Below are 18,648 nucleotides of genomic sequence, written 5' to 3'. Positions count from 1 at the left end.
TGCACCGGACGCGCTTCGTCAGTGACCGTCGTGGAGTCCTTCCCCTGCCTCGGGGGCGGCTGAACGGAATCGTTCTTAGATGAATCAATTTCGGACTTAAATGGGGCCTTGATGGCCACGCATGACTACCGCGTGACATCCTCGGATACCCGGCCAGGAGAGGCCGGACCGGCGGAAGGACGCTGGTGGAGTTCGAGATTCGACTTTCAGGATCGGTCGAAGTACGGGCCCTCGGCCGACGCAATGATCTCGGTTCCACCAAGACCCGCCTGGCGCTCGCCGCTCTGGCCTGGGATGCCAGTCGTACGGTGAGTGTGGATACGCTGATCCACCGGATCTGGGACGACAACCCGCCGGCCAAAGCCAGAGAAGCGCTGCACGCCCACGTATCGCGTATCCGAAAAGCCTTTCGGATCGCCGGGGGTGACGCGCCCGCGATCAACAGCCGGACCAACTCGTATGTCATGCAGGTCGATCCGGACCGGGTCGACCTGCGTCGCTACACGAGTTATGTCGACCAGGCCCGCTCTCTGAAGGACAGCGACGACGAGGACGAGGCCATTCGCCTGCTGGACCTGGCGGCGGGCCTCTGGCGCGGCGAGGCCCTGGCGGGGATTTCCGCGTACTGGGCAGGTCATCTGCGTGCCACGGTCGCCGAGAGCAGCCTCACCGCCGCCATGGTCCGGGCCGAAATCCTCATGGGGGCAGGGAAGTTCGCGGAGGCCGTACCCGTACTGCTGCCTCTGGTCGAGGAGCATCCGGTCGACGAGGCCCTGGTCGAGCGACTGGCCCTCGCCCTGTACGGCAGCAGCCGCTCCGCCGAGGCGACCAAGCTGGTGCAGAGGACGCGGCAGCGTGTCGTCCGTGACATCGGCCTCGACGCGGGCCGTCGCCTGCACCGCGTCCATCAGGGAATCCTCTCAGGAACCCCGGCGGCGGCGCTGCTGGGGCAGTCCGGGATCGGCAGGCGTACCCCTTCCCGGACGACAAACCGGGTTCCTGACAACTTGCCGCGTGATGTCCCCTGGGTGGGGCGGCACGACGAACTGCGGCTGCTCACGGCGGCGCTCTCCGAGACGAGCCGTACCTCGGCGCCGGTGGTCACCATCGAGGCCATCGACGGCATGGGGGGCATCGGGAAGACGTCGATGGCAGTGCATCTCGGGCATCAACTGCGCGAGGAGTTCCCCGAAGGCCGGATTTATCTGCATCTGCACGGCCATGCCCCGGACCGTGAGCCGCTGACGGCCGTCCGCGCGCTCACGGAGTTGCTGCGCCTGCTCGACACCCCGCCGGGCGAACTGCCCAAGGATCTGGACGGGTTGGTCTCGCTCTGGCGCACCACGGTGCGGGACCGCCGCATGCTGGTGATACTGGACGACGCCGCGGGGGCCGCCCAGGTCCGGCCTCTGCTCCCCGGGGCGTCCCCGACGGCGGTGATCGTGACCAGTCGGCAGCGGCTTCCCGGTCTGCCCGGTGTGCGGCCCGTCTCCCTCGACGTGCTGCCGCGTGAGGACGCCGTCGCGCTCTTCGCGCAGCGGCTCGGGGGCCGGCGTACTGTCCTGGCCTCGGATGCGGCGGAGATCGTTCGCATTTGTGGATATCTGCCGCTGGCCGTCGAGCTTGTGGCCAGCCGTCTGCTTTCCCGGCCGTCGTGGACGACGTCCGACCTGCTCAAGCAGTTGACGAGCGGGATGGAGCACCTCTCAGAAATGCGGGACGGAGAGAGGACGTTGTCCCATGTTTTCGGATTGTCGTACCGCGCACTCACGCCTGTGCAACAGCTTGTCTTCCGGCAGGTCGGACTGCACTTCGGCGTGCAGTTCGGTACGCACGCGGTGGCGGCCCTCGCCGACCTCTCCTTCGAGGAGACCGAACGTGCGCTGGAGGAACTCCAGGCTCACCACCTGATTTCCGAGCCGTCGCCGCACCGGTTCACGGTTCACGATCTTCTGCGCGAATACGCCCGAACGCTCAGCGACCATACGGGGGATTCTGATTCCGCTTCCGGCGGCGAAGTCGAAGGGGCCTCGGAGCAGGCACTTCGGCGTCTTGTCGATCACTATGTACGGGTCGCGGACCGGGCCGACCGGTTGGCCTATCCGTTCCGCTGCCGGATCGTTGTCGACGCCGACGGTGGTGGCCACTCCGCCACGCGGGAGCCGGAGATCGCGGACGCGCAGGCGGCCGAGCAGTGGCTGATCACCGAGGGCGCGAATCTGCTGAGGGCGTTGGACTGGACGCGGCGGTACGGCTCCGAGGCCGAACTGGCGCTGCACACGCATGTGTTGGCGGGGTTCTTGGATCTGGAGGGCCATCTGGAGGTGGCCGAGCCCCTGCTGCGTCGTGCCGTCGCGCACTGGCGGGCCGTCGGGGACGACGGTGCGCGGGCGCGGGCTCTGCTGGATCTGGGTGCGGTGTGTGCTCACAGTGGCCAGTACGACGAGGGGTACGCGATGGCGCGTGAGGCGCTGGGTATCGCGCGGTCGTTGAAGGATGAAGATCTGGAAAGCGAAGCGGTTCACCAGTTGTCGATCCCGCTGTGGCACACCGGGCAGTACGTACTGGCTCAGACGCTCCAGGAACGCTCCCTTGATTTGCGACTGCGATCGAACGATCGATTACAAGTGGCGCGCAGTCTGAATTTACTCGGCATCACACATCTTCATCTTGGGCAGAATCAGGTCGCGCTTGAATACTTCCTGCGGGCTTTTGCCGGTTTTACCGATGCCGGCGACGACAGGGGAAGATATCGCACCTTGAACAATCTCGCCGAACTGCAACAGCAGATGGGAAATCTGGAAGCGGCGGAGCGGGCTTATCGAGAAGCGATCGAGGTCTCGGAGACCATGGGGAGCAGGGGTGATCGCGCCACACTCTGGATGAACCTCGCGAGCGTGCTGACCCCTCGCCGGAAGACGGACGAAGCGCTCGCTTTGTATGCCCGTGCGTTACCGGTGCTCCGCGGCGTGGGGGACGTGCGCGGGGAGGGTATCGCTCTCGCCGGCATCGGCAGGGCGTACCGGATGACTGGTCGCAGTGAGCAGGCGTTGGCCCAGCTCATTGCCGCCCTGGCGGTGCTGAGGAGAATCGGCGCCACCGGTGAGGTGGCCGGCGTCCTCTACGACCTGGCGCAGGCCGAACTGGACAGTGGGCGCTTGGAGCGGGCCGAGGCTCGCCTGGAGGAAACACTCACGCTCTGCAAACGGAGCGGTGCTCGCGGTGAGGAGGAGCGGGCCTTGGAGGCGCTCTCCTCGCTGCGGCGGGCGAGGGGTTTCGGGGGATAAGGTCGCCTGTTTCCGCCGCTGGGTCGGCGGGCCGGTGTGCGGGTAGATGGCGGCTCTCGTCACGCGCTACTCTTTCGATCACGTGATGCGGGCTGCGGCTGCCGAATTCGCCACGCCCTCGTGCCTGCTCGGAAAACCCTCAGAAATCAGGAACGGCGCTCTTGATATTTAACGGAAGCAAGAATTCCGATACGCGTGCATTTGCTGCGATGCGGTGGGCAAAGCGCGTACGTCCCGTTGGAGCCTACGTATGCATGCCGTACGTTGTCCTGCGGTTCGTGGATCTGCTGTCGGCGACGGATGCGACCACATGGCTATAAGACCCTGACACCGGCGGAGTGACCACGAAGCCCCAGGACATCGTGCAATGTCCTGGGGCTTCCGCATGCCCGGGAAGTGTCAGGCCGTCAGGGGATCGTCCAGCGGGTCCGGGTCCGCCGCCGATTGTGGTGTGGGCCAGCTGATCCGCGTGCTGCACAGCGATACGACGATCGCCGAGGCCGCCACCGCGCCCATGCCCCACACCAGGCCGCTCCCGTTCGCGATGAAGCCGATCACCGGGGGGCCCGCCAGGAGGCCCACCGTCCCCATCGTGGCCACCAGGGTCAGCGCGTCCGAGCCCTGTGACGCCGCCGCCACGTACACGCAGGGCGTCACGGCCGCGATGCCCAGGCCGACGCAGGCGAAGCCGATCAGGGCCGGGACCACACCACCGGTGAGGAGCGCGACGGCCAGGCCCGCGCCGGCCAGTGCGCTGCCGGTGCGGACGATACGGGCGTCGCCCCAGCGGCTGCGCCAGCCGTCGGCGAAGAGGCGGGCCAGGACCATCATTCCCGAGACGACGGCGATGCCCAGGGGCGCGAGTTCCGCCGACGCCTTGGCGACGTCCTTGAGGTAGATGGCCGACCAGTCGTTCATCGCGCCCTCGGTGACCGTGCCGAACGCCATCGCGGCGCCCATCCACAACGTCATCGCGGCCGGCAGGGCCCACTTGGCGCGGGTCTTCTTCTCCGGTGCGTCCGCTGTCTCCGCCGTGTCCGCCTTCTCCTCCGCCGGCCGCTCCTGCGCCAGCAGCCCCGGCCGCGCGTACGCGGCCAGCAGCAGGAGCAGGACGGCCGCCACCCCGAAGTGCACGATCACGGTGGACGTCACGGTGTTCATGCCCGACGCCAGCAGCGCGGCGGCCAGCGAGCCGCCGCTGAACGTCGCGTGCAGCTTGGACATGGCGTTGCGCTCGTACCTCACCTCCAGCTCCGCCCCCTGCGCGTTCATGGCGACGTTGAGACACGCCACGAGCGCGCCGTCGACCGCCATGATCAGCAGGGCGACGGGGTAGTTCGGCGCTTCGGCCAGCACCAGGAGCAGCAGGGCGAGGCCGAGCGCCGCCACCAGGGCGAGGCGCCGGGAGCCCAACCGCCGCATGAGGACCGCCACCAGGGGGAACGACGCGGCCGCGCCGATGCCGGTGGCCATCAGCAGCAGGCCGACCTCCGCCGCGGTCAGGTCGAGGTGGGTCTTGATCGCGGGGAGCCGCGCGGCCCAGGTGGCGTACTGGAACCCCAGCGAGCTGAACAGGGCGGCGATCGCCAACTGTGCGCGGCGGAAGGGATCGTCGTGAACACGGAACATGGTGTGATCAGCCCACTTCGTCTTGTGCTGCTGGTACGGCTGGCGCTGCTGGTACGGCTGCTTCTTGTACGGCCCCAGCTGGCGAGGCCCCTGCCGGCGAGGCCCCTGCCGGTACAGCCCTGGACATGTACACCGCGCCCGGTCCGTACCCCTCCGTGGGAGCGGCCCCGGGGCGGGCGGTGAATCCGTTCGCCGCCCAGAAGGTGTCGCTGCCGTTGACGGCGATCAGGGAGATCCGCTCGTACCCCTCCGACCGCGCCGTCGCGAGGAGGTGGTGCAGGAGGGTCTTCGCGAGCCCCCTGCCCCGAAGCCCCTCCTCGATCACGAGATCGTGCAGATGCAGGTTCGAGTGGTGTGCGCGTACCGCCGCCGCTTCCTCCGCGCGCGTCAGGTCCGGATACCCGTGCTCCGGGTACGGCAGCGCCAACACATAGCCCGCGAGCCGCTGTTCGGCATCGAGGGCGAAGCAGGTGCCCGGCGACGCGCGCACCCTGGACTCCAGGGCACTCCGCTCCTCGGACAGCCCGAGGGCGGCGTACGCACCGGATTCCAGCGCGACGATCCCGTCCCAGTCACCTTCGGAGACCGGGCGTACGCGCACGTCGTGGTTCATCTACTTCCTCGCCTCCCCGCTCGCCCCCGCCAGGTGGCGGTCGCCGCGTATGCACGTGTAGGGCAGCGGACTGAAGCCGTTGAACCCCTGCGTCATGTAACTGATGGCGTACGCACCGCTGGAGAGCACCCAGACCGGGTCGCCGGACGCGACCGTACGGGGAACGCGCACCAGCCCGTGCTCGCGGGAGTAGGCGTCGTCGCTGTCGCAGGTGGGTCCCGCGACCACGGCCGGTATGTGGACGGCGTCCGTGTGCGTCGGGAAGGTGAGCCGGTACTGCAACTCGTCCATCTCGTACAGGCCGTTGAACTTCCCGCAGCTCAGATACAGCCAGTGCTCGTGTTCCCCGCCGGGCGTCCGCCGCGTGGACAGCCGGGAGACGTGCGCCCGGATCGCCCCGTGGTCGGCGACGAGATACCGCCCCGGCTCCACGATGAACCCCAGGTCGTGCCCCGGCACTTCGCGGCACCGCCGCATGCCCTCCCGGATGACGGCGAAGATCTTGTCCAGCGGCGGGTCCAGCCGCTCGCCCCGCTTGTTGAGGTAGCCGAGCGCCGGCAGACCTCCGCCGAGGTTCACGTGGTCCAGGAAGATGCCCCGCCCGTGCAGGACTTCGAGCACGTCGACCAGCTTGTCGAAGGCGCTGCGCCAGGCTTCGGCGGTCATCTGCTGCGAACCGACGTGCACGGACAGCCCGGACGGGGTCAGACCCGTCTCCCGGGCCCTTTCCAGTACGAGCACCGCGTCGGCGGCCGAGCAGCCGAATTTGTTGGTGAGGCCCCAGAGCGCGCCCTGCCCGTCGGTCGCCAGCCGGCAGAACACGCGGGCGCCGGGGGCGTTCTCCGCGATCGCCGTGACGTCTTCCAGGCTGTCGGTCGCGAAGTCCCTGATGCCGAGACGGTGTGCGTCGAGGATGTTCCGGTCGGACTTGATGGTGTTGCCGTAATGAATGCGTTCGAGCGGCACACCCGAGTTGATCGCCTGCGCGATCTCGTTCGGGTTGGCCGCGTCGACTCCCGCTCCTCTTTCCGCGAGGCAGGAGATCACCTCGTCCACGGGACAGGCTTTCATGGCGAAGCGGACGGCGACGTGCGGGAGTTCGCGGGTGACGACGTCGTAACTCGCCTCAATTCCCGTGAGATCGAAGATGATCCGGTCATCGGTGGCGGCGGCCAGGGCGGTGAGCATGGATATGTTCTCGTGCGTCATCGACAGGTTCAGCCAGACTGCCGTTCGAGCCGGTAAAGGCTCGTGGCTCGGCTCGCGTGCGTCAGCGGGGCCCATGCCTCGATCAGCAGCGCGAAATCATTGATGTCCTGTCGGGCCTCGTCCAGAAGCCGCTCGCGACCCGCGAGAAGGACGTCGGCGAACTCGGCGTATCTGCCGCCCAGTTTCCGGTAGGACCGGTCGAGGGTGTCCAGCCGCTCCACGTTTTCCGTACGGTCGAGCGCGGCGCTCTCCCTGGCGAATTCGGCGATCGTGGGGACGTGTACCCGGTGCTGTTCGTCCAGCAGCGTCTCGCCGGCCGCCGCCATTTTGGCGTAGATGAAATTGAAGTAGAGCATCGACAGGAAGAACTTCGCGAACCTCGTCTGGTACGCGAGGAATCCGGCGTCCGTCCGCCGCTCACCGGTGTAGAAGTTCACGATGTTGCGGTTGTGCAGGACGCCGGGCAGCGTGGAATTCTGGACCAGGTGCAGGAGGAAGTAGTCGCTGCCGATGGTGTCGGTCGCGGGCGGCAGCGGCACCGATTCGTGCACCTGGTGGAAAGCGATGTTGCACATGTCGACGTGCATGGGGTCGACCACGGTCAGCGTCGCGTGGTCCTCGGTGAAGGCCTCGGTGCCGGCGCCCCGGAAGGACTCGTCGGCGAGCTTCTTCTTCTCCTCCGCCGACCACTGGCCGGGCGCCCACAGGCTGACCACGTCGTAGTAGACGTCCCGGTCGAGCCGGTACATCTCGTCGATGTCGACGGACATCTCGCCGACGAACGAACTGCCCACCATCGTCACGGGCTTGTCCGCGTGGCGGGGATCGAGCGTGCTCTCGTCCACGCCGTCGGCCGCGTCGGCCGCGCGCTTTCCGAGCGACATGAGTTCGTGGTGGACGGGAAAGACCGGCACCCCGTCGACGGCCTGATATCGGCTGTCCGAATCCCGGCGGTGGACGGATTCGCAGCCGAGAGCGGTGGCGATGAGGAACGCGCGATTGGTGCACGCGCCGTACGAAAGACGGGCGGGCAGCATGAGGTCGAGCAGCAGCTCCGGCTTGACGGAGCCCGCCCGGTTGATGACCCGCCGGAGAAAGTCCCGCTGTTCCGCCTCGTCCAGATGATGGGTGATCACCCGCGGTACGTCGGAGACCCCGCGTACGACCCGGGCGTGTTCGGCGAAGGTGGCCGCGTCGGACGAGTCGAGGATGAGCAGGTGGACCTCGACGTCGAACTGCCCTGCCGCGTAAGCCGCTTCTTCGGCGATGGCCGAAATCGTCTCGGCGCAGGCCCTGTTGGTCGGAAGGGTCAGACAGATTCTGCGCATGCCCGGTCCCCGGTCGGCAGTTCGCGGTCCTGCTTGCCCCAGGATTCAAGACCCAGCAGTTTGGCACCCAGGTCGGTCAGCCCGGCGGCTCCGTACCGGAGGGATTCGTGCTGGGTGGCGTCGCCGACCAGCGTCTTGTTCCACTCCGGGGTACGGAGATGGCGCCAGGAGTCGACGCGCGAACGGCGCAGTTCCTGATGCGATTCCAGGGCGGGCATCATCGTCAGGTACTGGACCGCCCTGACCCCGTTCTCCGAGGTGTTGGGGGCGACTCCGTGTGCCAGCAGACCGTTCCAGATCAGCAGGTCGCCGGCCTCCAACTCGGGCCGGATCACCGGGAATTCCGTACGGTCGACGGCGGGCCTGATCGGGTCCCGGTCCGCGGGCTGGGCCACCCGCCACGGGTCGAACTGCCGGAACAGCTCCGGGTTGCACTGGAAGCCGCCGTGGTCCGGCCTGGTGTCGTTCAGCGCGATGATGCCCTGCACCCGCTGCGGCAGCACCCCGAGCGTGGTGTCGACGTCCCAGTGGAGGTCGATGTCGAACCCGCGCTCCGTGGGGGCGATGTGCGCGCGGTCGCGGTTCCTGACGTTGGGCGGGTTGAGGTTGAGCCGGTCCAGGCTCACCCACAGCTCTTCGCAGTCCCACACGTCGGCGAACGCGTCGTACACGCGCTGCGTCTGGCGGTTGTCCCACATGAGCTGGTGGTGGTACGCCTCCACGAAGCCGTAGATGTGCAGTTCCCGGTCGAGGTCGGAGCGGAACTCCTTTTCCTCGTACCACGTTTCGGGCCGCTCGGGGTCAAGTCCCTGGAACTCCCAGGCGAAATCGAGGAGGCGTTTCGCCGAAACGGCCGGGATCGCCTCCTTCACGACGATGTAGCCGTACGTCTGCCAGAAGGCGAAGTCCTCCTCGGACAGCACGCGGAGCTTCTGTGTTTTCCGGAGATCCCGCAACTGCGTCTGCGCGAGATAGGTTTCGCCGTCCGAGCTGAAATACGGGACGTCCGAAGGCGCTCGATAGAGATAGTTGTCAGGCTCCGACATACAGTCGCTCCAATGCTCGAATTTCCTTGAGCGGATGGCTCCCGGCCCGAACCCGCGGCGGGACACATCGTCGGTCAGTTGTCGCTGTCAGTACGGGAGTTGATACGCACAGCGGTGAGTCCGGCGCACGGTCCCGTCAGAGGTAGTCCGCCTCACAAGCCCCTTGCGACCCCCGTGTCCCCTGGCGAACTCGCGCCACACAAATTGGACTAGACCAGCGGCTCCGTGTCAACTGTAGAAAGGGGCAAGGATTCCGGGTGCGCTAACAAGGTGATGCGATTCCGGTTTGGCGGTCACGGATAGTGCCGAAGAGGTTACGAGAATGGCCTCGTTATTCGGTGGTCACGGTTGGTGTCGGTGGGGTGACGAGAACGGGCGCACGGGCGGCATGAGTTCGGCGGCCGGGGCCGAGGGGGTGTCTTGACACTGTCGATTGAGCTAGGCGAATATCCGTTGGTCTGTACCAAGGGGCCGGGTCATCCGGCACTACCGGAAGGCCCACCCGATGTCCTCCAGCAAGCACAGCAAAGAGCTGCGGCGACTCGCGCTCTCCGTCCTCCAGCCGGGGTTCGTGGGTACCGAAGCGCCCGACTGGGTCCTGCGCGACATCCGTGACGGCCTGGCCTCCGTCGTGCTCTTCGCCCGCAACATCGTGTCGCCCGAGCAGGTCGCCAACCTGACCGCCCAACTCCGCTCCGAGAAACCCTCGTTGATCATCGCCATCGACGAGGAGGCGGGGGACGTCACCCGCATCGAGTCCTCGACCGGCTCCACCCGCCCCGGCAACTTCGCCCTCGGCGCCGTCGACGACCCCGAGCTGACCGAGTCCGTCGCGCGCGACCTGGGCCGCCAGCTGCACGCGGCCGGCGTCAGCCTCAACTACGCGCCCAGCGTGGACGTCAACTCCAACCCCGACAACCCGATCATCGGCGTCAGGTCCTTCGGCGTCGACGCCGGACTGGTCTCCCGGCACGCCGCCGCGTGGATCCAGGGACTCCAGTCGGGCGGTGTCGCCGCCTGCGCCAAGCACTTCCCGGGCCACGGGGACGTCGCCGTCGACTCCCACCACGGCCTGCCCACGTACGACGCGGACCTGGACGAGATCGCCGCGCAGGCGCTGCCCCCGTTCCGGGCCGCCCTGAAGGCGGGGGTACGCGCGGTCATGAGCGCCCACCTCCTCGTACCGGCGTACGACCCCGACCTGCCGGCCACCCTCAGCAGCCGCATCCTCAACGACCTGCTCCGCAAGGAACTCGGCTTCGACGGACTGATCGTCACCGACGCCATCGAGATGGGCGCGGTGGCGAACCGTTACGGGATCGAGGGCGCCACGGTCATGGCCGTCGCGGCCGGCGCCGACGCCATCTGCGTCGGTGGGGAGAACGCCGAGGAGTCCACCGTCGGCCTCCTGGCCGACGCCCTCGTCCGCGCGGTGTCCGCCGGGGACCTCGCCGAGGACCGCCTGGTGGAGGCGTCCCGCCGGGTCGCCGAATTCGCCGAGTGGTCCACGCGTCTGGGCCAGGGGGTCCCGGTCAACCCCGTCAGCGGCGACATCGGCTTCATCGCCGCCCGGCGCGCGATCCGTACGAGCGGCTCGACGCAGGGCGTTCTCCCGCTGACCGCCGCTCCCCACGTGGTGGAGCTGGTGCCCTCCAACAACCTGGCCATCGGCAAGGAGACGCCGTGGGGTGTCGCCGTACCGCTGCGCGAGCGGCTGCCGGGAACCACCTTCGTACGGGTGCACCACCAGCAGTTGGAGGCCGACTCCACCGTCCTGGAGAAGCACGCGCTGGCACCCGCGTCGGGCCGTCCGATCGTGGTGGTCGTACGGGACGCCTCCCGGAACAAGTGGATCGGACGCGCCCTCGCGGACCTCACCGCGGCCCGCCCCGACGCGATCGTGGTGGAGATGGGCCTGCCCGGCTCCACCGCCCCCGGCGCGGTCCAGATCTTCACCCACGGCGCGACGGCGGCCTCGGGGGTCGCGGCGGCGGAGGTCCTGACCGGCGCCTGACGTACCGTCACCGTTCCGTCATTGCTTGTACGTTGCTCCTCATCGCTCCGACGCCCGTCGCGCGGTCAGCCCTCCAGGATCAGTTTCTCCAGGGCCGCGCGGGCCTCGGCGTCGGAGCGGGAGCGGGCGGCCATGGCCGCGGCCAGGCGGCGGGTCCATTCGTCAAAAGCAACCGGGGTGCGGGACAGGACCACGCCGCGGACCACCTTGGCGACCTCCGCCACCGGGTGGCCGTGGGTCAGGGTGAGGGTGAGGCGCTCGTCCTCCAGGGCGATCTCCACGCGTTCCACCCGGCCCTCGCGGCCGGCGAGGCGGTCCGACAGCGTGCGCCTGCGGTCCAGCGTGATCGACCCGGGCGGGAGCGCCGCCGCCAGGGAGCCGCTCAGGACCTGGCCGTAGATCTCCAGGTCCGCCGCGTCCCTGCGCAGCGCCGCCGCCAGCGTGTCGACCGACTCGGCAGGGGCGGCGGCGGGGAGGCGGGATGCGTTCTCGCCGAGGGCGTTCTCGTCGGGCTCGCTCTCTCCCGGCTGGCTCTCTTCCGGCTCGTTCTCGTGGGGCCCGCTCTCCGTCACGGTGTCACCCGTCCAGGCTCAGCACCATCGTCGGACGTTGGATCTCGTGGTCGGAGCGCAGCGGCCGTACCGCCGTACCGATCGAGAAGAACTCCGTGGTGTGGCCGCCCCAGCGGTGGTTGTGCGCGTTCAGCTGGACGCCGACGACCCCCTCCGCGTCCAGCTCCTCCGCCTCCGCCTGCATCCGGGCCATGGCCAGTTCGCGGGCGTCGTAGAGGGCCTGGGTGAACTTCTCGATCTCCACGTTCTTGCCGAAGTTGGAGAACGTCGACCCCATCCGCTGGTGCGCGATGTGGTACACGCACGTGCCCATCACCATGCCGAGCGGCGCGTAGCCCGCCCGGATCAGGGTCCAGAAGTCCTGGCCCGAGAGGTCCGAAGTGAAGGGCTGGCCCTTGTTGTTGCGCCAGACCGTGCCGCCCGGCGCCGGGTGGTCGGACTTCACCGCCGTGCCGATGGCGATGAACTCGGCGATGTCGTTGCCGAACTCCCGTGCCTCGACGCTCAGCCGGACCCCGACGATGCCGTCCGCGCCCAGCTGCGCGGCCTCGGCCTCCATCCGGGTCATGGCCAACTCACGTGCGTGGTACATCGCTTGGCTGAGGGTCTCCAGCTCCTGGTTCTTGTTCCACCGGCCGAGCTGGATGCCCACGTGGTAGATCGAGCTGCCGAGCACCAGGCCGATGGGGCGGAAGCCCACCTCCCGTACAAGCAGGAACTCGTTCACCGAGAGGTCGCTGGTGAAGATCGAACCGGCCTTCCCCGGCTCCAGCGCCGCCAGCCTGCGCATGGCGTCGACCGGGACCCCCTGTTCGCTGGGGCCGGTGCCGGGGTTCCGCGCCTCCTCCGTGGCGCCACCCTCGTTCGTACCCTCGTCCGCGTAGTCACCGCTCACGTCTCCACCTCTTCTTCCGGGCTGCTCGCGCCGTGCCGTGCCACTGACCGTCCGTCGCCGTTTCTGCCGTCATCCCTGGTCGCCCAGCTCCTCCAGCTCCTCGACGAGCCGGCGCCGCTCGGCCGGATCCCCGTACGGACTGCCCTCCGTCGCCGCGAGCCGGCGCCGCAGCCGGTCGCCCCGCCGGTCCAGCGGCATCACGGCGAGCGTCGGCGGGCGCTCCGCCCGCGCCTGGAAGCGGGCGATGGTCGTGGCCACCATCGTCGACTCGGCCACGTGGTCCTCCGCCTCGGTGCCGTAGCGGGACGCCCGTACGCACGACTCCCGCCAGATCCGCAGGTCACCGCTGGCGAGGATGACGCCGTCGCCACCGGCGTGGGTCCCTTGCAGCTCCAGCTGGTGCCGGGCGTCGGCCCGTACGTCCCCGACCAGCGCGCTCCACGCGCCGACCTCGGTGTTGCTCCAGGAGAACGCCTGCGAGCGGGTGCCGAAGTCGTCGTGGCGGACGCCGATCGACATGCCGACCAGCAGTTCCACCGGCACCCAGCCGGCCGCGACGAGCTTGGCGAAGCCCTGGCCGTCCAGGTGGCAGGTGAAGGGGCGCGGCGCGCGGACGTCGCCCCTGGCCCGGACCGCCGTACCGATCACCTTGAACTCCAGGCAGTTCGGCTGCGACGGGAAAGGGGCCATGGTGAATTCCGCCGCCACGACCCCGTCGCCGCCGAGCGCCGTGCACTCCGCCGCCAGCCTGCTGAGAGCAGTACGGCGCGCCTCGTCGAACACATGAACGAGCCCGGCCGCCGGTGCGCCGTCCCCGGACAGGGCCACCTGGCCGGGCGCCGTCGACATCGTGTAGCCCGCGCCGAGGTAGAGGCAGTCGTAGTACCCCCAGTTCCGGCCCGCGCGTCCCACCTGGTAGACCGTCGATCCCATCGCCTGGCCCACCGGCTCGAAGCCCACCGAGCGGATCGCCGCGAAGGCGCTCGTGGAGAGCGCGGACGACCACGTTCCGCTTCGTTGGGCCTCGGTGATACGCAGCTCGGCGGCCGGAGGCAGGCCCGCGCCGCTCCATGGGACCGTCATCCACCCACCACCTGTCGCCGCCCGTCCCTTTTGTGCCTCTATTCACCCTAATCGAGTCGCCCGGATGGCGCCCGACCCCCGGTCCCCGGATCCCTCTGAAACATTCCGGCCCCGCCGTCGCGTCAGAGAGAGGTAAGGGCGGGAAGCCGGAGCAGTCCAGGTGAACGGGGAAACCATGGGCCTCATGGGAATGAGGGGGCGGGGGCGTCGGAGCGGTGAGGGCGTGCGCGCGGCCCGCGCGGACGATTTCAAACAGTTCGCCGCCGGCCGTACGAACCACCTCTTCCGCTCCGCGTGCCTGCTGACCAGCGGCGACACGCATCTCGCCGAAGACCTGGTGCAGGAGACGCTCGGCCGGATGTACGCGCTGTGGGGGCGCGTCGCCCGGATCGACAACCCGGCGGGGTACGCCCAGACCGTCCTGGTCCGTACGTTCCTCACCCACCGGCGGCGGCGCTCGGCCACCGAACAGCCCGTCGGGGAGATCCCCGAGACGGTCCCCCACTCGGGCGACGACCCCGCGCTGCGCGTGGCGCTCCTCGCCGCGCTCGGCCAACTGCCCCCGAAGGACCGGGCGGTGGTGGTGCTGCGGTACTGGGAGGACCGCAGCATCGAGGAGACGGCGCACGCGATGAATTGCAGCTCGGCCGCCGTACGGACCAGATCCGTACGGGCGTTGGCCAAGCTGCGTGAGCAACTGGGCGGCGTGTTCGCCGAGTTCGCCGACCGCTGATCCTGGCGGAACTCCCGTTCAGGACTGTTCTGTCCCGTGAACCATGAGTAAGGAGTGGGATCAACCATGCCCTTTGAAGAGCCGTACGAGGACAAGATCGGTCACGCGCTGCGTGCCACGGGCGACACCTTCGAGCCCGCCGACTGGTCCACCCTGGTCGACGGCGGACTGGCGCGTGGCCGCCGCAAGGTGGCCCGCCGCCGTTCGGCCGCCGTGACCGGCGGTGTGCTCGCTCTGGCCGTGATCGGCGTCGGCGGGGCGTACGGGGGCGGGCTGCTGGGGGGTACGGAGAGTGGCGGTACGTCCCTCGCCGTGCCGGCCCTGTCCGCCACCGAGGCAGGGCTCTCCGGCGCCGACCTGACCAAGATCCTGACGGGTCTGCTTCCCGGGGGAACGCTGAGCGAGGTGAGCGCCAGGGGAGCCGGGGACACACCCAGCGCCGACGTGTCCGGGGTCTTCGACGACGGCAAGGGCCCGGCCGCGATCGCCGTCGTCCTCACCCGCGTGGGCGGAAAGCCCGCGATCCCGCAGATGCAGTGCCCGGATCAGGTGCTCGTACCGTACGAGTCCTGCTCCCACACCCAGCTCCCCGACGGTTCGGCGCTCCGGATCTTCCAGGGGTACGAGGGTCCGGACCTCAAGGACGGCGTCAAGCGGTGGCAGGCGACGCGGATGAACGGCAGGTTCCTGGTCGACGTCACCGAGTACAACGCCCCCGCCGAGAAGGGCGCCCAGGTCTCCCGGCCCGAACCTCCCCTCGGCACAGCGGAGTTGCGGGCCCTGGTGACGTCGAAGGAATGGAACGGGCCACTGCGCGCGCTGCCCACGGCCCCGCCCGGGAAGGACGCCGAGCGGAAGGTCGGCCCCTCCGAGTTCCCGGAGGGGGCGGGCGGCACGGGGGTGGGCGAGTCCGCCGGGACCGTACAGGGGACGGTCCGTGAGACGTTCCTTTCCCTGCTCCCCAAGAGGGTGAAGGTGCTCGACCACGGCGGCCAGGAGGACGAGTACGCGTACGCCGTCGTGGACGACGGCAAGGGAGCCGGGTTCGTCCAGGTCAATGTGCAGCCCGACATGCTTGATGTCGCGGACGAGCTGTACGGCGAGGGCGCGACGACCCTGCCGGACGGCACGCTCCTGAAGACGACCAAGGAGCCCAGTGAGAAGGGCGGCAAGGGCGCGGTCATGTGGACCGCCGACACCATGCGCCCCGACGGTCTCCGCGTGGTGGTCTCCGCCCTCAACGCCGACGCGTTCCACGCCGACGCGACCCGCAAGGCGCCCGTGCTCTCGATCGGCCAGCTCACCGCCCTCGCCACCAGCGAGAAGTGGCTGACGGCCCGATAGGGCGTGTCCGCGGACGCGTCCAACCGTAGGACCGACATCGCGATCCGCCGAGCCGGGGGGCTCGGCGGATCGCCGCGGTCGGAGGCGCCCGCCCCGCTCACTTCGCGTCGAAGTACCGCTCCACCGTCGCCGTCGTGAACGGAAACCGCACCGGCGTCTCGCCGAAGGCGATTCGGCCGGCCAGCTCCCCCGCCGCCCGGATCGCCTCCGTCACCTCCGTCGTCTCGTCCTCCGGGCAGTGCACGATCACCTCGTCGTGCTGGAAGAACACCAGCTCCGCCCGCATCCCCGCCGTCGCCCGCCGCAGCGCCGCCAGCATCAGCAGCGCCCAGTCGGCCGCGCTGCCCTGCACGACGAAGTTCCGCGTGAAGCGGCCGCGCGCCCGGCCGTTCGTCGACGCGTACCCCGGGGTGAACTCACCGTCCACGGACACCGCCTCCCCCGCGTCCTGCGGGATCCCCGCCTCGCCGTCGTCCTCCGCCCCGGCCGCGCGCGGGCTGGTGCGCCCGAGCCACGTCCGTACGAGCCTGCCCTCCTCGCCCGCCCTCGCCGCGTCGTCCACATACGCCACGGCCAGCGGGAACCTGCGCCGCAGCGCCGCCAGGTTCTTCAACCCGTCGCCCGACGTCTGGCCGTAGATCGCGCCCAGCAGCGCGACCTTCGCGTGGTCGCGGTCGCCCGCGAACGCCCGGTCGGACAGGGCCGTGTACAGATCGCCGCCGTGCCCGGCCACCTCCATCAGCCCCGGGTCGCGGGAGATCGCGGCCAGCACCCGGGGCTCCATCTGGTCGGCGTCCGCCACCACAAGCCGCCACCCCGCGTCGGCGACGACGGCACGCCGTATCACCTTGGGGATCTGGAGCGCCCCGCCGCCGTTGGTCGTCCAGCGGCCGGAGACCGTACCGCCCGGCAGGTATTCCGGCCGGAACCGCCCGTCCCGTACCCAGTCCTGGAGCCACCCCCAGCCGTGTGCCGTCCAGATCCGGTACAGCTTCTTGTACTGGATCAGCGGCTCCACCGCCGGGTGGTCGATCTCCGCCAGCTCCCAGCGCCGCGTCGACCTCACCTTGATCCCGGCGCCCGCGAAGGCCTTCACGACATCGGCGGGCAGATCCGGCCGCACCCGCCGCCCGAACGCCGCCGACACCTCGTCCGCCAGCTCCGCCAGCCGGCGCGGCTCACCCCCGCCCGCGTACCGCTCGCCCAGCAGCTCGTGCAGCACCTCGCGGTGCACGTCCGCCCGCCACGGCAGCCCCGCGCGGTGCATCTCGGCGGCCACCAGCATGCCCGCCGACTCCGACGCCGTGAGCAGCCGCATCCGTCCGGGGTGTTCGGCCGCCGCGTGTCTCTCCCGCTGCCGCGCGTAGACCTCCAACAAGCCCTCGAAGGGGATGTCGGCGCCCGCGTGCGGCTCGAACAGCGACGACTGCGAGCCCGGCGCCGCCGAGCGCGGCGGCGGATCGGGCGGTACGGGCCCGTTGTGCAGCCGTGCCCAGGCCGCCGCCGCCGACCGGGGCTCCCCGAGCCGCCCCTCATGGCCGAGGAGGAGCTGCTCCGCCGCCTCGATGTCGTAACACCGCTCCACCCGTACCCCTGCCGCCAGCAGGCGCGGATACGTCTCCGCCGTCGACCGCCACACCCACCGCCCGACCCCGGGCAGCCGCTCCCTGACCGCCGCGACCAGCTCGGGCTCCCGCTGCACGGGCCCGGCGGGCAGGCCGTCGGCGCCCAGCGGAGCGAGCAGCGCGCCGCCGCCGTCCGTCGGTGCGACAGCCCATCGTTCGGTCATGGAATCGAGTCTCGCAGGAGGGTCTGACAGCCGGGCAGGTCCGGCAGCCGGGCGGGTCCGGCCGCCGGACGGCCCGTGAAGCGGCACGATCGATTCCGTAGACAACACGATCCCCACCCCCACCCCACGGAGACACGCATGAAGGCGATCCAGTTCGAGGAGTTCGGCGGCCCCGAGGTCCTGCACCTCAAGGACATCGGCGAACCACACGCGGGCCCCGGCCAGGTCCGCGTCGCCGTGAAGGCCGCAGGCGTCAACCCGATGGACTACAAGATCCGCCACGGATGGCTGAAAGATTTCTTCCCCACCCCGCTGCCGTATGTCCCGGGCCTCGAATTCGCCGGTGTCGTCGACGAGATCGGTGAGGGAGTGACCGAGTACGCCGTCGGCGACGAGGTGCTGGGGTGGAGCGCCACCGGTTCGTACGCCGAGTACGCCCTCGCCGACGTCGTCGCGCCCAAGCCCGCCGGGCTCGGCTGGGAGGAGGCCGCGGCGATCCCGATCGCCGGGGAGACCGCGCTCCGGGTGCTGGACCTGCTGGCCCTGGCCGACGGCGAGACCCTGCTCCTGCACGGCGCGTCCGGCGGTGTCGGCGCGGTGGCCGTACAGCTCGCGGTGGCACGCGGCGTCAACGTCATCGGTACGGCGGCCCCGTCGAACCACGACTACGTGCGCTCCCTGGGCGCCGTGCCCGTGGCGTACGGCGACGGTCTGGTCGAGCGGGTCAGGAAGGTCGCGCCCCAGGGCGTGGACGCCGTGTTCGACGCGGCCGGCAAGGGAGCGCTGCCCGACTCGATCGAACTGCGCGGCGGTACGACCGACCGCATCGTCACCATCGCGGACGGGGAGGCGGCCGAGTACGGGGTGACGATGACGTCCGGCGCGCCCGACGACGAGTGGAAGCGGGACTCGCTGGTACGGAACGCCGGGCTGGCGGTCGAGGGCGGTCTGCGCCTCCGGATCGCCGAGACGTTTCCGCTGTCCCGCGCGGCGGAGGCGCAGGCGAGGAGCGAGGAGGGCCACCCGACGGGCAAGCTGGTGATCGTGCCGTAGGGCCGTAGGGCGGTAGGGCGGTAGGGCGGTAGGGCCGTACGGCCGTAAATCGG

14 protein-coding genes are annotated in these 18,648 nt (G+C 69.7%); 5 read left to right on the top strand and 9 right to left on the bottom strand.

The features are described from left to right. Nucleotides 1-185 precede the first annotated feature (185 nt). Entirely contained in the window at nucleotides 186-3,287 is a 3,102-nt protein-coding gene (locus OG349_RS15910; RefSeq protein WP_327235231.1) for an AfsR/SARP family transcriptional regulator, read from the top strand. Between the two features lie 399 nt (nucleotides 3,288-3,686). Here the strand turns inward: OG349_RS15910 and OG349_RS15905 are convergent, their stop codons facing one another. Genes OG349_RS15905 through OG349_RS15885 form a run of 5 tightly spaced genes read right to left on the bottom strand, consistent with a single transcriptional unit; the run spans nucleotide 3,687 to nucleotide 9,112 of the window. After that, the gene (locus OG349_RS15905) at nucleotides 3,687-4,916 is read right to left on the bottom strand and encodes an MFS transporter (protein WP_327235229.1); all 1,230 of its coding nucleotides are present in this window, start codon (nucleotides 4,914-4,916) and stop codon (nucleotides 3,687-3,689) included. Between the two features lie 7 nt (nucleotides 4,917-4,923). Next, nucleotides 4,924-5,529 carry a GNAT family N-acetyltransferase gene (locus OG349_RS15900; protein ID WP_327235228.1) on the bottom strand — a complete coding sequence of 202 codons (606 nt, stop codon included), beginning with the start codon at nucleotides 5,527-5,529 and terminating at the stop codon, nucleotides 4,924-4,926. Then, nucleotides 5,530-6,738, bottom strand: a complete 1,209-nt coding sequence (locus OG349_RS15895; RefSeq protein ID WP_327235227.1) for a type III PLP-dependent enzyme — start codon at nucleotides 6,736-6,738, stop codon at nucleotides 5,530-5,532. An 8-nt stretch (nucleotides 6,739-6,746) separates the two neighbouring features. Continuing rightward, the gene (locus OG349_RS15890; protein WP_327235226.1) at nucleotides 6,747-8,066 is read right to left on the bottom strand and encodes a DUF6271 family protein; all 1,320 of its coding nucleotides are present in this window, start codon (nucleotides 8,064-8,066) and stop codon (nucleotides 6,747-6,749) included. Beyond that, on the bottom strand, nucleotides 8,048-9,112 hold the full coding sequence (locus OG349_RS15885; protein ID WP_327235225.1) for a phytanoyl-CoA dioxygenase family protein: 1,065 nt from the start codon (nucleotides 9,110-9,112) through the stop codon (nucleotides 8,048-8,050). The genes OG349_RS15890 and OG349_RS15885 overlap by 19 nt, the downstream gene beginning before the upstream one ends. A 505-nt stretch (nucleotides 9,113-9,617) precedes the next feature. On the opposite strand from OG349_RS15885, the gene OG349_RS15880 reads away from it, so the two are divergent. After that, nucleotides 9,618-11,126, top strand: coding sequence for a glycoside hydrolase family 3 protein (locus tag OG349_RS15880; RefSeq protein ID WP_327235224.1), 1,509 nt, complete (start codon nucleotides 9,618-9,620; stop codon nucleotides 11,124-11,126). A 65-nt stretch (nucleotides 11,127-11,191) separates the two neighbouring features. Here the strand turns inward: OG349_RS15880 and OG349_RS15875 are convergent, their stop codons facing one another. From OG349_RS15875 to OG349_RS15865, 3 genes are all read right to left on the bottom strand, one after another. After that, on the bottom strand, nucleotides 11,192-11,698 hold the full coding sequence (locus OG349_RS15875; protein WP_327235223.1) for a hypothetical protein: 507 nt from the start codon (nucleotides 11,696-11,698) through the stop codon (nucleotides 11,192-11,194). A gap of 4 nt (nucleotides 11,699-11,702) precedes the next feature. Further along, nucleotides 11,703-12,593 (bottom strand): heavy metal-binding domain-containing protein, encoded by an 891-nt coding sequence (locus OG349_RS15870; protein WP_327235222.1) that lies wholly within the window; start codon nucleotides 12,591-12,593, stop codon nucleotides 11,703-11,705. Nucleotides 12,594-12,662: 69 nt separating this feature from the next. Next, nucleotides 12,663-13,676, bottom strand: coding sequence for a heavy metal-binding domain-containing protein (locus OG349_RS15865; RefSeq protein ID WP_327235221.1), 1,014 nt, complete (start codon nucleotides 13,674-13,676; stop codon nucleotides 12,663-12,665). 223 nt (nucleotides 13,677-13,899) lie between these two features. Here OG349_RS15865 and OG349_RS15860 point away from each other — a divergent pair, with 223 nt between their 5' ends. Continuing rightward, entirely contained in the window at nucleotides 13,900-14,409 is a 510-nt protein-coding gene (locus OG349_RS15860; protein ID WP_327238592.1) for a SigE family RNA polymerase sigma factor, read from the top strand. A 66-nt stretch (nucleotides 14,410-14,475) separates the two neighbouring features. Continuing rightward, entirely contained in the window at nucleotides 14,476-15,753 is a 1,278-nt protein-coding gene (locus OG349_RS15855) for a hypothetical protein (RefSeq protein WP_327235220.1), read from the top strand. A 97-nt stretch (nucleotides 15,754-15,850) separates the two neighbouring features. Here the strand turns inward: OG349_RS15855 and OG349_RS15850 are convergent, their stop codons facing one another. Beyond that, the gene (locus OG349_RS15850) at nucleotides 15,851-17,542 is read right to left on the bottom strand and encodes a bifunctional 3'-5' exonuclease/DNA polymerase (protein ID WP_327235219.1); all 1,692 of its coding nucleotides are present in this window, start codon (nucleotides 17,540-17,542) and stop codon (nucleotides 15,851-15,853) included. Nucleotides 17,543-17,680: 138 nt separating this feature from the next. Here OG349_RS15850 and OG349_RS15845 point away from each other — a divergent pair, with 138 nt between their 5' ends. Further along, on the top strand, nucleotides 17,681-18,595 hold the full coding sequence (locus OG349_RS15845) for an NADP-dependent oxidoreductase (RefSeq protein WP_327235218.1): 915 nt from the start codon (nucleotides 17,681-17,683) through the stop codon (nucleotides 18,593-18,595). Nucleotides 18,596-18,648: the final 53 nt, after the last annotated feature.

This window comes from Streptomyces sp. NBC_01317 (genome assembly GCF_035961655.1).
Lineage (GTDB): Bacteria > Actinomycetota > Actinomycetes > Streptomycetales > Streptomycetaceae > Streptomyces.
The sequence above is the reverse complement of the archived record's forward strand: the minus strand, read 5'-3'. Positions and strand labels throughout refer to the sequence as shown.